Source organism: Pseudomonas sp. LjRoot71 (genome assembly GCF_964253255.1).
Lineage (GTDB): Bacteria > Pseudomonadota > Gammaproteobacteria > Pseudomonadales > Pseudomonadaceae > Aquipseudomonas.
On record NZ_CAXURA020000001.1, the window covers coordinates 2180089 to 2194526 of the forward strand.

Below are 14438 nucleotides of genomic sequence, written 5' to 3' on the forward strand. Positions count from 1 at the left end.
GCCGCGCTCCTTATTTCACGTCCGGCGGTGTGCTAAAGGTGTGGTAAGGCGCGGGGGACGGCACCGACCACTCCAGCCCTTCGGCACCATCCCAGGGTTTTGCCGGTGCTGGTTTACCGCCACGAATGCACTTGATGACGATAAACAGGAACAGCAACTGGGTTGCGCCGAACATGAAGGCGCCGATGCTCGACACCATGTTGAAGTTGGCGAACATCATGTTGTAGTCAGGGATACGCCGCGGCATGCCGGCCAGGCCGACAAAGTGCATCGGGAAGAACGCCAGGTTCATGCCGACGAAACTCATCCAGAAATGCAGCTTGCCGAGGGTTTCGTCGTACATGTGCCCGGTCCACTTCGGCAGCCAGTAGTAAGCCGAGGCGAAGATGCCGAAGATCGCGCCGGGCACCAGCACATAGTGGAAATGCGCCACCACGAAGTAGGTGTCGTGGTACTGGAAGTCCGCCGGGGCGATGGCCAACATCAACCCGGAGAAACCGCCGATGGTGAACAGGATGACGAAGGCCACCGAAAACAGCATGGGCGTTTCGAAGGTCATCGAGCCGCGCCACATGGTGCTGGCCCAATTGAATACCTTCACCCCAGTGGGCACGGCAATCAGCATGGTGGCGTACATGAAGAACAGTTCACCGGTCAGCGGAATGCCGACGGTGAACATGTGGTGCGCCCAGACGATAAACGACAGGAACGCGATGCTCGCCGTCGCATAGACCATCGAGGTGTAGCCGAACAGCGGTTTGCGCGCGAAGGCCGGGATGATTGCACTGACCGCGCCGAAGGCCGGCAGGATCATGATGTACACCTCGGGATGGCCGAAGAACCAGAACACGTGCTGGAACAGCACCGGGTCACCGCCACCGGCTGCGCTAAAGAAGCTGGTGCCGAAGTGGATGTCCATCAGCATCATGGTCACGCAACCGGCCAGAACCGGCATCACCGCGATCAGCAGGAAGGCGGTGATCAGCCAGGTCCAGACGAACAGCGGCATCTTCATCAGGGTCATGCCAGGGGCACGCAGGTTGAGGATGGTGGCGACCACGTTGATCGCCCCCATGATCGAGCTGATACCCATCAGGTGCACGGCGAAGATGAAGAAGGTCACCGACTCCGGCGCGTAGGTGGTCGACAGCGGCGCATAGAAGGTCCAGCCGAAGTTCGGCCCGCCGCCCTCCATGAACAACGTGCTGACCAACATGCCAAAGGCCGCCGGCAGCAACCAGAAGCTGAAGTTGTTCATCCGCGGCAGGGCCATGTCCGGCGCGCCGATCATCAGCGGAATCATCCAGTTGGCCAGGCCGACGAAGGCTGGCATTACCGCGCCGAAGACCATGATCAGGCCATGCATGGTGGTCATCTGGTTGAAGAATTCCGGCTGCACGATCTGCAGGCCCGGCTGGAACAGCTCGGCACGAATCACCATGGCCATGCTGCCGCCCAGCAGGAACATGGCGAAGCTGAACCACAGGTACATCGTGCCGATGTCTTTATGGTTGGTGGTCAACACCCAGCGCATCAGGCCTTTGGCCGGGCCGTGGTGATGGTCATGTCCGGCATGACCGTGGCCAGCGTGGCCCGGATCGATCACTGCACTCATGTCCTTACTCCTGAGCCTGTTTGAACGCGAGGATGTCTTTCGGCGTGACCATGTCGCCTACCGCATTGCCCCAGGCATTGCGTTCGTAGGTGATGATGGCGGCGATATCGACTTCCGACAGTTGCTTGCCGAAGGCGGCCATGGAGGTGCCCGGCTTGCCGTTGACCACGATGCCGATATGCCCGGCAGCCGGCCCGGTGGCGATGGCCGAACCCTTGAGCGCCGGGAACATCGGCGGCAGGCCTTCGCCAGTCGGCTGGTGACAGGAGGCGCAGTTGGTCTGATAGGACTTCTCACCGCGGGCCATCAGCTCTTCAAGCGTCCATTCCTTGCTGGTCAGCTCCTTCTCCGCGGCGGCCTTCTGCTTGCGCTCGGCGAGCCAGGCGGCGTAGTCCTCTTTTGATTTGGCTTCGACCACCACCGGCATAAAGCCGTGATCCTTGCCGCACAGTTCGGTGCACTGGCCACGGTAGATGCCGGGCTCGTCGATGCGCGTCCAGGATTCGTTGACGAAACCGGGGATGGCATCCTTCTTCACCGCCAGTGCCGGCACCCACCAGGAGTGGATGACATCGGCGGCAGTGATCAGAAAGCGCACCTTGGTGCCGACCGGCACCACCAATGGCTCGTCGACCTCCAGCAGGTAGTGCTCGCCTTTGCTGGCCTTGTTATTGATCTGATCTTTGGGGGTCGCCAGGTTGCTGAAGAACTCGACGTCTTCACCCAGGTATTTGTAGTGCCACTTCCACTGGTAGCCGGTGACCTGAATATCCAGCTCCGACTCGCTGGAGTCGTAGATTTCGATCAGGGTCTTGGTGGCTGGTATGGCCATCAGCACCAGGATGATCAACGGAACGACTGTCCAGAGAATCTCGACCGTGGTGCTTTCGTGGAAGTGTGCCGGCTCTTGGCCTGTCGAGCGGCGGTGGACGAGCATCGACCAGAACATCGCGCCGAAGACGAGCACGCCGATCACGACGCAGATCCAGAAGATGGTCATGTGCAAGTCAAATACGGAGCGGCTGACCTCGGTGGCACCTGGCGTCATGTTGACGCCCCAGCTGGCGTGCGCCGAGCTGAATACCAACCACAACAGGAGGCCCATCCAGACTCGTGGATGTCGCATCATTGCGGGTTCCCCTTAATTGTTCTTGTTATCCCGCCGAATCGGTCAGTGGCTAAGCCATCACACATCTTCACGGTGAAAATGCTTGTGAAAACTGTCCGTGCCGCAGCTGATTCGGAGTTATCAGGTACTGCCTTTCGAATTCGAGTATAGACACGGACTTGCACCTGGCAACGCGAAAGCCGAAATGAGGTGAAGGCCACAAAGCCCATGCTGAAAGCCGCGGCAGCCGTGGGATCGACGGAAATCTGCGATGGCTTATATAGCCGACTCGTATAACTGTTTAATAATTATGACAATCGGGTCTTAGCAGATGCGCTGAGCCAGCTAAGGTTCTCGCCCATGTCCTTAATTCAGGAGCCGTCATGAACATCGCCGCATTGCAGCAACTGATCCAGCGCGCGCAACAACACGAAGCCAGCACAGGTCAGTTGGCCGAACAGATGCGCAACCATCTGGATCAGTTACACCCGTCCATTCGCCTGCCCAACAGTGACACTGACGGCGTGCTGCAGCGCTTTGTCAGCGCTTATATCGAACAGGTGCCGGAGCTGCTGCAGGCAGCCCAGCAGGTGGCCCGCGAAGCCGGGATCGAGGCGCAAATCAAACCGGTGCTCAAGGTGGCCGAGCAGTTCTTTTTGCAGCCACCGGCACTGATGGCCGGGCATGAAGGGTTGGAAGGGTTGCTGGATGAGGCTTACCTGGCTCACCGCCTGGTTGAAGAGGTGAATGACCGCTACATCACCCACTTGGGCGCGCCACTGATTCCACTGGATACCACGGTGGCCAATCTGATCGCCCACCAGTTGATCGGCGAACCCTTTGCCAATCAGCTGGATGAAGCAGTGCATCACGCCGTTGATGGCATGCTCGACGATGCCAGCTTTGCCCAGGATTCGGTGCAGGCCTATCGCGAGCGCCTGCACAGCCCACAGACCGAGGCGGCCTGGCAACGCTGGCCATGCCTGTCGCGGCAGCTCGGGGTTGAGCTGCAACTGGGTGAAACCCGCGCGGTGGGTTAGCACGCCTTAACCCCTCGCGCGGTTGCTGACTAGCTGCTCGGCAGATAGCGCGCGCGGGGAGTGGCCATCGGCAGTGGGCCCTCACCGATCAGGCGGAACTCGCCCTTCTCCGCGTCGTAGGCCTTGATCTCGCTGGTTTCGATGTCATACACCCAGCCGTGGATAAACAGCTGGCCGCTGGCCACGCGTGCCGCAACCGACGGGTGAGTACACAGGTGATTGAGCTGGGCCACCACGTTCTCCTCAGTGAGAATGCCCAGCCTGTCATGACCTTCACAGCCGCAGTTTGCCTCGACCACCTTGAGCGCCACTTCGCTGTGACGCAGCCAGGCCTTCACCGTCGGCATGCTCTCCAGGGTCTCAGGGGCCAGCACGGCCTTCATCGCACCACAGTCAGAGTGGCCACAGACGATGATGTGTTGCACGCCCAGCGCCAGCACCGCGTACTCGATGGCGGTGGACACGCCGCCCATCATCTGTCCGTAGGCCGGCACCACGTTGCCGACGTTACGGTTGACGAACAGGTCGCCTGGCGAGCTCTGGGTAATCAGCTCCGGCACCACCCGCGAGTCGGCGCAGGTGATAAACATCGCGCGCGGGTTCTGTGCAGTGGCGAGCTTCTTGAACAGCTCTTCCTGTTGCGGAAACACCTCACTGCGAAAGCGTTTGAAACCGTCGACGATGCTCTGCAGTGCTTCTTCAGCACTCTCACTGCCGGTGCGCCCCTGCAACGGGATCAACTGATGCTTGTATGGCATGTTTGCGACCTCTGGACCTGAAAAAATCTGCTAAAGCGACAGCCAAGCCCGCTGGCGAGTCACATGGTAAATGTTACCGCCACTGACACGGGCAGCAACCACCACACTTTGCCGATTGTTCAGAGCAGTGCCAGCTGGCCACCCGGCGGGCAGAACCGTGAGCAGTCGAGGTTAAAGCCCTCGCGCCGATGCAGGCCCAGGCGCTTACTGGCCAGGGCGAAGCGTTGCGCCAGCAACTCGGCAAAGGCACCCTCACCGCGAAAGCGCTCACCGAAGCGGCTGTCATACAACGCGCCGCCACGGCTCTGGCGGATCAGACTGAGCACATGCTCGGCGCGCTGCGGGTAGTGCGCCTGCAACCACTCCTCGAACAGTGGCGCCACTTCGCGCGGCAGGCGCAGCAGCATGTAGTTGGCACTCTGTGCGCCGGCCTCCTTGGCTGCGGCCAACAGATGCTCCAGCTCCATGTCATTGATCATCGGGATCATCGGCGAGCACAGCACACCGACCGGAATGCGGTTATCACGCAGCACGCGGATCGCCCGCAGACGTGCCGCCGGCGCAGCGGCGCGCGGTTCCATGATGCGTTTGAGCTCGTCGTCCAGAGTGGTCAGGCTGATCATGACCGCCACCAGACGCTGCTGCGCCAGCTCGGCGAGCAAGTCGAGGTCACGCAGGATCAGCGAACCCTTGGTGACGATAGTGACCGGGTGGCGGTAGTCGAGCAGCACCTTGAGGCTGTTGCGGGTCAGCAGGTGCTGGCGCTCGATCGGTTGATAGGGATCGGTGTTGGAACCCAGGTTGATCGGCGCACAGACATAGCCGGGCTTGCTCAGCTGTTGCTCAAGCAAGGCCACAGCGTTGGTCTTGGCGATCAACTTGGTTTCGAAGTCCAGCCCCGGCGACAAATCCCAATACGCGTGGCTGGGCCTGGCGTAGCAATAAATGCAGCCATGTTCACAGCCGCGGTAGGGATTGAGTGAACGGTCGAAGGGCAGGTCGGGCGACTGATTGCGGGTGATGATGCTTTTCGCGGTTTCGCAACGCACCTCGGTCGCCCGGCTGGGCGGCACCTCCTGCAACCAGCCATCGTCAGTGGCGATAATGCGCTGTGGCGCAAAGCGGTTATGCGGATTACTGGCGGTACCGCGACCGCGCGGTGGCAGAGAAATGGACATAAGCTGACTCCACAAATTACTGTATATAAATACAGTAATTTGTGTGCATCACCAAGCGCCGACCGTCCGCCCAGGCTTAACCAGGGAGAGGAATCAACCCGCCACCAACAGTAGCAACAGCGGCAAACTGGCCGCCGCCAGCAGGGTTTGCAGGGTAATGATACCGGCCATCAACTGGCTATCGCCGCCCAGCTGGCGGGTCAAGACATAGGCCGTTGGCGCAGTTGGCAGGGCAAAGAACAGCACCAGCACAGTGCTCTCCATCGCCGGCAGGTGCAGACCATAGGCCACCGCCCAAGCCAGCATCGGCATGCCCAACAGACGCAGCAGGCTGTTCCACCCCAGGGCCGGAATCTCGCCGCCCAACTGCTCAGGTTTCAGCGCGGCCCCAACACAGAGCAGACCCAACGGCAGGCTGGCGGCGGCTAGCAGGCTGAGCAAACGGTCACTGCCGCCCGGCAGACCAAGGCCACTGAGGTTGACCAGCGCGCCGCCCAGGCAGGCAAGGATCAATGGATTCTTCAGGATCGGCAGCAACAGGCTGCGCGCGCTGACGCCACGCTCGGCGGTCAGCGACCAGACGGACAGCACATTCACCGTCGGCACCATCAGGGCGAGCATGATGGCCGCCAGGGTCAGGCCTTCCTGGCCGAACAGGCTGCCCACCGCCGCCAGCCCGAGGTAAGTGTTGAAGCGCAGAATGCCCTGGCTGAAGGCACCAAAACGCCCCGCTGGCCAACCGCGCACCCGGCGCACCAGCAACAGCGCCAGCCAGGCAATGCCCAGCGCCAGCAGCACGGCCAGCCCCAGGCGCGGCAACGCCGGGTTATCCAGCGGCGCATTCGCCAGGCTGCTGAACAGCAGCGCCGGGAACAGCACAAAATAATTAAGCCGCTCGGCCCCTGGCCAGAACGCTTCATTGGGGAACGCCCAGCGGCGCAGGTAATAGCCCGCAACGATCAGGGCAAACAATGGCCACAAGGCCAGCAGCAGTTCGATCACGACAACCCCTAATAACAGCAAGCGCCCATCTTGGTCAGCCGCGTAGGGTGACGCAAGTTCGATACTGGTATTAGGCTGTTTTACCTGACCATCTCGTCGAGAAAAGCTAATGAGCGAAAACCATCAAGGCGGCTGCCTGTGCGGAGGCTTGCGCTATGAATTCACCGCACCGTTGCAGGACATCGCCCACTGCCATTGCTCGACTTGTCGGCGCAGCAGCGGTGGCATCGTCACCACCTGGATCACCGTACCGCTGGCGAGCTTTCGCTGGCTGGCCGGCACACCCCGCGAATATGCCTCGTCAGCCACGTGCACACGCAGCTTCTGCCCAACCTGCGGGGCGCAGCTGACGCTGTTCACCCGCCTCAGCCCGCACAGCCTGGATATCACCATCGCCACCCTCGACCAGCCCGAATTGGCCCCGGCGGATCGACATATCTGGGTGCAGAGTCGCCTGCCCTGGCTGCACCTGGACGAACATTTGCCGCACGAACAGCAGGAACATATCCCGTAGGAAGTGCAGGCTTCATGCTCTGGTTAGCCCGAATGCAATCCAGGCTACGGCAACATCAAGCCACCACCCGCCTTATGCAGCGCGCGCAGGTGTTCGCCGAGTTGCGTCAGGTTGGCTTCAATGGCCTGCAATTCGGCCAGGCGCGCCGGCTCCAGCAGGCGACGTACTTCCTGATCGAGGTCGTCACTGAGCTGGCGCAGTTGCTGTTGCCGCGCCTGGCTTTCGCGCTCCAGACGCTGCCATTCGGCACGCTGGGGCAAGCCATAGCCGCCTTCCAGCAATTCCGCCGGGCGGCTGAGAAAGCCGCTGCTGGCGAGGATGTGCTGCAACGCGCCACCGGCCTTGTTTACCGTGGGATCAACGTCCTCACGCCCCATCAGGTAGCGGCGTTTTAGCTCATCCTGGGCCAATAGCAGTTGCCGACGCAGTGCCGCCTGCTCGAGCAGCAGCAGAGCCGCACTGGTGCGCAGATCGGCGCGAGCAAACCAGGGCTGACGCTGCTCCGCCGATACGCCCAGCCAGTCCTCGACTTGCGTCTGTTCAATCGGCAGCTGCGCCTGCAGCACGCTAAACATGGCCTGGTAACGCTCACGGAACGAGTCGAAGCGATAGCCCAGGCGCAACGCTTCGGCGTCATCCGCCAGTACGCTGCGGTCGGCCAGACCACGGGCCACCAGGGTATCGAGCAGGCCGTTGGGCATGATGCTGTCGAGGGCCTGCAAGCGCGGGTGCTGGCTGCCGCTACGCAACAATTTGAGGGTTTCCACCGCGCAGTTGTTGGAAAGGAACCAGTAATCGCCGTCATAGCTCCAGTGCTGCTCAGCGGCGCGGGTCACCAGTTGCTCCAGCTGCGCGCGCTCCAGCTTGAGCGGCACCGAGGCCAGGCTACGCAGCTCCACCTTGGTGTATTCCTCGATCACCTGCTCCAGTGGCAACACGAACAACCGCGAAGGGTAGGCACCGGTCAGACCATCCCAGCTGGACAGCTGCACGTCGCCAACAAAAGCCCGGTAAGAGAGCACCAGGTGCTCTTGCAGATCCAGCCGGCAATCAGGCCCCAATGGCCGGTCGGGCGCACAGATCACCAGACGCAGCATGCTGTGCCCCCAGCGGCTGGCCAGCTCGTTGTTGGCCTCGGCCAGCAGGTAATCCACCTGATAGACCCGCTGCGGATCAATGCGGCCCAGTGGCTGGCGGGCAAAATCGCGCCCGGCATTCAGGTAGGCCAGCCCCTCTGCACAAGGCTCCTGGTTGCTGGGCGTCCAGGCGAAATGCGCACTCAGATAACGCGCCAACAACGGCCGTCGACAGGCGTAGCTGGGGTCGAGAAGGAAGTACTCCATATTCACCGCGAGAAACTCGCGCGGATTACTCAGCTCGTAGCTGTCAGGACTGCGCGCGACCTGATGATTGTCGTGCTCGCGCGCACCACGCCGGCCGACCTGCTGTGGCCAGCCGGCCAGGTCGAGCAGTTGCGGATCATCGCTCAGGGTGAAGCGCCGCGCCGTCTGGCCGCGGCAATGCTCGGGCAAACCAACCGCGCCCAAACTCTGCTCGCGCTGACGGCACTGGCGTTGCAGCTGCCGCTCGGCCTGCGGCCAGAGTTGGGCGCGGTCATACAGGTGAGTGAGCTCGTGCAGCACCGTCGCCAGCAGTTCGCGGCGTTCGCTGCCATGGGGCCAGGACGTCTGGCGGGTGGCGCTGCTGCCATCGCTGAGGGCGGGCAACAACGCGGTATTTAATTCGATCCCGCTGTAACGTCCGGCACGCCCATACACCTCGGCCGGCAGGTCGCCCCAGCGCACACTGACGCGCCGATCAAGCTGTTGCCTGAACTGCGGTGGCAGGGCCTGTAGCGCTTCCTGCAGCAGCTGCTGACTGGCCTGTTGCTCGCCAGGGCTAAGCCCTTCGTCGTGCAACTGCAGGCGCAATTCTGCCTGGCTGCAGCTGCTGGCCAATAACGCCAGCATCAGCAGCCAGGCCCGTGGCCGACTCACAGGGCGAGAATGGCTTCAGCCAATACCAGGTCGGAAGCGCCTTGCGCCTCAGGCACTTGACTGCGGAGGGTGCCGATAGCGGCTTCCAGCTGCGCACCACGGATCTTGCCAGCGCTGGCGACAAAGCTGGCAGCGTCATCGCGGGCAGCACGCACCACTTTCATGTCGCGGATGGACGTGGTGGTATCCGAGGTGAAATCGAGGGTGCGATCCAACGCACGCACGATGATATTGCTGGTCGCAACCAGGGTTTGTGCCTGGGCCGTCGCACTGAGCAGGGCAACGGCGGCTACGGCACTGAGCAAGACAGGGTGCATAGGAATCTCCAGAATCAGCCATCAACCCATGACGGGTTGCCTTGGACGGGCATTCTAACGCGCAGTTCCATGCCGCCGTTCAGGCACACACCGCATCGGTCACAGGCTGAGTATGGCGCTCGCCAGTTGCATGTCATCGCCCGGCAACCCTGGGGTCTGCTGACGCATATGCTGCAACGCAGCTTCCAGCTGCACGCCACGGATGCTGCCCTGGCTGGCAACAAAGGCGGCGGCATCATCACGGGCAGCCAGCACCACCTTGTCATCACCAAAAGTCGAGGAGACCCTCGACGTCGCTTCCGAAGTAGCGCCGAGCGAGCCGACGACGGCATCGGTGGTCACCACAAAGCTGGTGGCGCTGGCGGTGCCGGCCAACGCCAGCAGTGTGGCCAGACTGAGTGTACGGATCGTGTTCATGTGCAACCTCCTGAAAAACCCAGCAGACAGGCTGGGTTGAGTGTAGACCTCAGCCAGGGCGGATGGTTGCCTGCACTCAACGCCAGAAGGGTTTGTCCAATTCAATCTGGCGCTGGGCTTCGCTGATCCCGGCATCGGCCAGCTGGCGGCTGTCCAGGCAGGCCAGTTGCTTGCGCGTGCGCTGGTTACGCTGCCAACTGCACAGCGCAGCATAGGCGCGTAACCAGAATGGGCGAGTCACCTGCACGGTCGAAGGCGGTTGGCGTTTAAGCGTACGTTCCATGGCGCATTTCCTTGTCAGAGACGGGAGAGGGCAGCCTATGGTGCGCGTCGCCAGATAAAGCGGGCAGAGACAGCATCGCGGCATTGTTATGGTGCAGTTCAGGTTCTGACCAAACTGTACTGGCCTCAAGCTCGGCAGACTGTTCAGGCCACGGCCTGCGCCGGAATTAAACGCCGGCAGATAAAAAGAAAGCCCCAACACGCAGGGCGCTGGAGCTTTCAAAAATCCCATTAAGGGAGGAGCAGAAGTCGGTGCCTGGTGGCGCTTAACGCCAGAAGGGCTTGCTCAGTTCGGCATGACGCTGGGCTTCGCTGATGCCAGCATCGGCAAGCAGGCGGGCGTCAAGGCGAGCCAGTTGGCGGCGGCTGATGATGCGGCGCTGCCATTGCAGAGCAGTGGTGAAGATACGCAGCGGCAAAGCGCTGGAGCCGGTGGCTTGGCTGTGGTCGAAAAACAGGTCGGAACTGAGGGTACGTTCCATGGTGATCATCCTTCCGCTTGTGGCGGGTCAGTGGTGTGTTGCGATGGGAGAATTATTGCCGTTGCCCCCACTGCGCAGTAGCCACAGCTGGACGAAATTGCAGCACAAATAGATAGTTTGCTTTGTAACTGTCTTGTTGGTTTTGCACTCAACTGTACTGGCCATAAGTGCTTTAGCACTGCATAAGTGCATATTGCAGTTTAAAGTTCTGCTTAAACCTTTCAGCGCAGTGAATTTATATAGGTACAGTTTCAAATTGCACTTCTATTACAGTTGACCTGTTTTTCAGATTTTTAACCGAAAAACCGGCTTTTCTGATCACCTAGACAGAAAGTGTATGGCCGCCAGGCCGGCCCAATATCCGCATCGTCACAACACCCTGCGCAAGTACCACAGGCACAAAAAAGCCCGGCACAAGGCCGGGCTTTTCGACAGCGCAGCAGTGAGTTTTAGTCGACTGCTTTAACCATGTCTTCGATGACTTTCTTGGCGTCGCCGAAGACCATCATGGTCTTGTCCAGGTAGAACAGTTCGTTGTCCAGGCCGGCGTAGCCGCTGGCCATCGAGCGCTTGTTGACGATCACGGTCTTGGCTTTGTAGGCCTCGAGGATCGGCATGCCGGCGATCGGCGACTTCGGATCGTTCTTCGCGGCCGGGTTGACCACGTCGTTGGCGCCCAGCACCAGCACCACGTCGGCCTGGCCGAACTCGGAGTTGATGTCTTCCATCTCGAACACCTGCTCGTAAGGCACTTCAGCCTCGGCCAGCAGGACGTTCATGTGCCCAGGCATACGACCGGCAACCGGGTGGATCGCGTACTTCACGGTCACGCCGCGATGGGTCAGCTTCTCGGCCAGCTCCATCAGTGCGTGCTGGGCACGGGCAACCGCCAGGCCGTAGCCCGGAACGATGATCACGGTGTCGGCGTTGGTCAGCAGGAAGGCCGCGTCGTCGCTCGAACCGGATTTCACCGGGCGAGCTTCCTTGGCACCCGCAGGGCCGGCTTCTTCAGCCGCACCACCGAAACCACCGAGGATCACGTTGAAGAACGAACGGTTCATCGCCTTGCACATGATGTACGAGAGGATCGCGCCGCTCGAACCCACCAGGGAACCGGCGATGATCAGCATCGAGTTGTTCAGCGAGAAACCGATACCGGCCGCCGCCCAACCCGAGTAGCTGTTGAGCATCGACACCACCACCGGCATGTCCGCGCCACCGATCGGGATGATGATCAGCACGCCGATGATGAACGCCAGCACGGTCAGCGCCGCGAAGGCACGTACGTCGCCCGTCACGCTGTAGTAAATGCCCAGGCCGATGATGGCCAGACCAAATACCAGGTTCAGCATGTGCTGCCCCTTGAACTGCACAGGCGCGCCCTGGAACAGGCGGAACTTGTACTTGCCCGACAGCTTGCCGAAGGCGATGACCGAACCGGAGAAGGTGATTGCGCCGATGGCCGAGCCGAGGAACAGCTCAACACGGTTGGCCACCGGAATGGCGTCGCCCAGTGCAGCCACAATGCCCAGCGATTGCGGCTCAACCACAGCGGCAATGGCAATGAATACCGCAGCCAGGCCGATCATGCTGTGCATGAAGGCGACCAGTTCCGGCATCTTGGTCATTTCGACGCGCTTGGCCATGATCGAGCCGGCAGTGCCGCCGACCAGCAGGCCGACGATGACATAGCCGATGCCTTGGGTAGCGAGTTCAGCGCCCAGCTTGTAGATCAGGCCAACGGTGGTGAGCACCGCAATGCCCATACCGATCATGCCGAATAGGTTGCCGCGACGCGACGTGGTCGGGTGCGACAGGCCCTTGAGCGCCTGGATAAAGCAGATCGAGGCGACGAGGTAGAGAACAGTGATCAGATTCATGCTCATCAATGTTTCTCCACTGCAGCGGCTTTAGGCGCTTTCTTCTTGAACATTTCCAGCATGCGTCGGGTGACCAGGAAGCCACCGAACACGTTGACCGCAGCCAGAGCCACAGCCAGGGTGCCCATGGCCTTGCCCAGCGGGGTCACGGTCAGGGCGGCAGCCAGCATGGCGCCGACGATGACGATCGCGGAAATCGCGTTGGTCACGGCCATCAGCGGGGTGTGCAGAGCCGGGGTCACGTTCCATACCACGTGGTAACCCACGTAGATGGCCAGCGCGAAGATGATCAGGTTGTAGATGCCGTCGGAAATCATATCCATGAGTGGTGCTCCCCTTAGCCGTTAGTGCGCACGACGTTGCCATCGCGGCACATCAGGCACGCGGCGACGATGTCGTCTTCAAGGTTGAGGTGGAACTTGCCTTCGCCGTCGATGACCAGCTTGAGGAAGTCCAGCAGGTTGCGTGCGTACAGTGCCGAAGCATCCGCCGGCACCATGGCCGCCAGGTTGCTGTGGCCGACGATGGTCACGCCATGCTTGACCACGACCTGCTCGGCTTCAGTCAGCGGGCAGTTGCCGCCTTGCGCCGCCGCCAGGTCGATGATCACCGAGCCCGGCTTCATTTCGGCGACTGTCGCCTCATGCAGCAGAGTCGGCGCCTTGCGACCCGGAATCAGTGCGGTGGTGATGACGATGTCAGCCTGCTTGGCGCGTTCATGCACCGCCTTGGCCTGACGCTCCATCCACGAAGCCGGCATCGGACGGGCATAACCACCCACGCCCTGGGCGCACTCACGCTCTTCATCGGTCTCGAACGGCACGTCGACGAACTTGGCGCCGAGCGACTCGATCTGCTCCTTCACGGCCGGACGCACGTCCGAAGCCTCGATCACCGCACCCAGGCGCTTGGCCGTGGCGATGGCTTGCAGACCGGCGACACCGGCACCGAGAATCAGAATACGCGCGGCCTTCACGGTACCGGCAGCAGTCATCAGCATCGGCATAAAGCGCGGATAGTGGTGCGCGGCCAGCAGCACGGCTTTATAGCCGGCGATGTTGGCTTGCGAACTCAGCACGTCCAGGCTCTGCGCGCGGGAAGTACGCGGTGCAGCTTCCAGGGCAAAGGCGGTAACGCCACGGGCGTTGATGCGCGCGATGGTCTCGTTGCTGAACGGGTTGAGCATGCCAACCAGCACGGCACCGGCTTTCATGTGAGCCAGCTCGGCATCAGTCGGGGCGACCACTTTCAGCACCAGATCGGCACCGAAGGCTGCTGAATCGTTGCCAATGGCGGCACCGACAGCTTCATAGGCGCTGTCCGGAATGCTCGCGCTCACGCCAGCACCGGTCTGTACAGTCACCTGATGGCCCTGGCCGATCAGCTTCTTGATGGTTTCGGGAGTTGCGGCAACGCGCGTCTCACCAGCATGGGTTTCGAGAGGAACACCGATGTGCACTTCAATTCTCCTGCGTGATCTTTTTAGTGAACCGGCGCACTGCGGGTGGCACGCGGGCAATGGGGAGGATCAGCACAATCCCAACCTGCAGACAACACAGACACAAGCGGGGCGCGGCATTTTGCAGGCGAAGGGCATAGCCTTCAAGGCGTTATGAAGTAAAACCTTGCGATAACTACAAGTCACTGCATGACCTTGCAACCGGCAAAAACCCGCAAAGCCTTGTGGAACAAGGCTTATAGCCAATCGGCCGATACAAAGTGGGGTTAATACATTCTTGGCGCAAATACAGCGCCATCAGATCAACGGCGATGTGCCCGATAAATCGGTAGAGCCACTGTTTCAGAGGGCTACAGACGTTTTTGTGTGCAAAAAATGCAACACCTTGG

15 protein-coding genes are annotated in these 14438 nt (G+C 61.1%); 2 read left to right on the top strand and 13 right to left on the bottom strand.

Going from position 1 to position 14438, the window contains the following annotated elements:
- Positions 1–10 precede the first annotated feature (10 nt).
- Together ctaD and coxB are read right to left on the bottom strand one after the other, a co-directional pair.
- Complete coding sequence (ctaD, locus tag ACSQ17_RS10400) at positions 11–1615, bottom strand: cytochrome c oxidase subunit I (protein WP_436068533.1); 1605 nt, start codon at positions 1613–1615, stop codon at positions 11–13.
- A 4-nt stretch (positions 1616–1619) separates the two neighbouring features.
- Entirely contained in the window at positions 1620–2744 is a 1125-nt protein-coding gene (coxB, locus tag ACSQ17_RS10405) for a cytochrome c oxidase subunit II (RefSeq protein ID WP_436068534.1), read from the bottom strand.
- Between the two features lie 362 nt (positions 2745–3106).
- Here coxB and ACSQ17_RS10410 point away from each other — a divergent pair, with 362 nt between their 5' ends.
- Positions 3107–3763: a hypothetical protein gene (locus tag ACSQ17_RS10410; RefSeq protein ID WP_436068535.1), complete on the top strand. Its 657-nt coding sequence runs from the start codon at positions 3107–3109 to the stop codon at positions 3761–3763.
- A gap of 29 nt (positions 3764–3792) precedes the next feature.
- On the opposite strand, the gene ACSQ17_RS10415 is transcribed toward ACSQ17_RS10410, so the two are convergent.
- The 3 genes from ACSQ17_RS10415 to ACSQ17_RS10425 all read right to left on the bottom strand — a co-directional run bounded on the left by ACSQ17_RS10415 (position 3793) and on the right by ACSQ17_RS10425 (position 6722).
- Positions 3793–4521 (bottom strand): carbonic anhydrase, encoded by a 729-nt coding sequence (locus ACSQ17_RS10415; protein ID WP_233685675.1) that lies wholly within the window; start codon positions 4519–4521, stop codon positions 3793–3795.
- Between the two features lie 119 nt (positions 4522–4640).
- On the bottom strand, positions 4641–5699 hold the full coding sequence (locus ACSQ17_RS10420) for a PA0069 family radical SAM protein (RefSeq protein ID WP_436068536.1): 1059 nt from the start codon (positions 5697–5699) through the stop codon (positions 4641–4643).
- A 93-nt stretch (positions 5700–5792) separates the two neighbouring features.
- Positions 5793–6722 (bottom strand): AEC family transporter, encoded by a 930-nt coding sequence (locus ACSQ17_RS10425; RefSeq protein WP_233685677.1) that lies wholly within the window; start codon positions 6720–6722, stop codon positions 5793–5795.
- A gap of 88 nt (positions 6723–6810) precedes the next feature.
- On the opposite strand from ACSQ17_RS10425, the gene ACSQ17_RS10430 reads away from it, so the two are divergent.
- Entirely contained in the window at positions 6811–7215 is a 405-nt protein-coding gene (locus tag ACSQ17_RS10430) for a GFA family protein (protein WP_436068537.1), read from the top strand.
- A 44-nt stretch (positions 7216–7259) separates the two neighbouring features.
- On the opposite strand, the gene ACSQ17_RS10435 is transcribed toward ACSQ17_RS10430, so the two are convergent.
- The 8 genes from ACSQ17_RS10435 to ACSQ17_RS10470 all read right to left on the bottom strand — a co-directional run bounded on the left by ACSQ17_RS10435 (position 7260) and on the right by ACSQ17_RS10470 (position 14049).
- Positions 7260–9185, bottom strand: a complete 1926-nt coding sequence (locus tag ACSQ17_RS10435; RefSeq protein ID WP_436068538.1) for a DUF7844 domain-containing protein — start codon at positions 9183–9185, stop codon at positions 7260–7262.
- Positions 9186–9208: 23 nt separating this feature from the next.
- Positions 9209–9529, bottom strand: coding sequence for a DUF2388 domain-containing protein (locus ACSQ17_RS10440; RefSeq protein ID WP_436068539.1), 321 nt, complete (start codon positions 9527–9529; stop codon positions 9209–9211).
- Positions 9530–9628: 99 nt separating this feature from the next.
- Positions 9629–9946 (bottom strand): DUF2388 domain-containing protein, encoded by a 318-nt coding sequence (locus ACSQ17_RS10445; RefSeq protein WP_436068540.1) that lies wholly within the window; start codon positions 9944–9946, stop codon positions 9629–9631.
- A 76-nt stretch (positions 9947–10022) separates the two neighbouring features.
- The gene (locus ACSQ17_RS10450) at positions 10023–10229 is read right to left on the bottom strand and encodes a DUF1127 domain-containing protein (protein WP_436068541.1); all 207 of its coding nucleotides are present in this window, start codon (positions 10227–10229) and stop codon (positions 10023–10025) included.
- 265 nt (positions 10230–10494) lie between these two features.
- Positions 10495–10710, bottom strand: coding sequence for a DUF1127 domain-containing protein (locus tag ACSQ17_RS10455; protein ID WP_436068542.1), 216 nt, complete (start codon positions 10708–10710; stop codon positions 10495–10497).
- Between the two features lie 449 nt (positions 10711–11159).
- Positions 11160–12596, bottom strand: coding sequence for an NAD(P)(+) transhydrogenase (Re/Si-specific) subunit beta (locus ACSQ17_RS10460; RefSeq protein ID WP_436068543.1), 1437 nt, complete (start codon positions 12594–12596; stop codon positions 11160–11162).
- The gene (locus ACSQ17_RS10465; RefSeq protein WP_436068544.1) at positions 12596–12913 is read right to left on the bottom strand and encodes an NAD(P) transhydrogenase subunit alpha; all 318 of its coding nucleotides are present in this window, start codon (positions 12911–12913) and stop codon (positions 12596–12598) included. The genes ACSQ17_RS10460 and ACSQ17_RS10465 overlap by 1 nt, the downstream gene beginning before the upstream one ends.
- A gap of 14 nt (positions 12914–12927) precedes the next feature.
- Complete coding sequence (locus tag ACSQ17_RS10470; RefSeq protein WP_436068545.1) at positions 12928–14049, bottom strand: Re/Si-specific NAD(P)(+) transhydrogenase subunit alpha; 1122 nt, start codon at positions 14047–14049, stop codon at positions 12928–12930.
- Positions 14050–14438 lie beyond the last annotated feature (389 nt).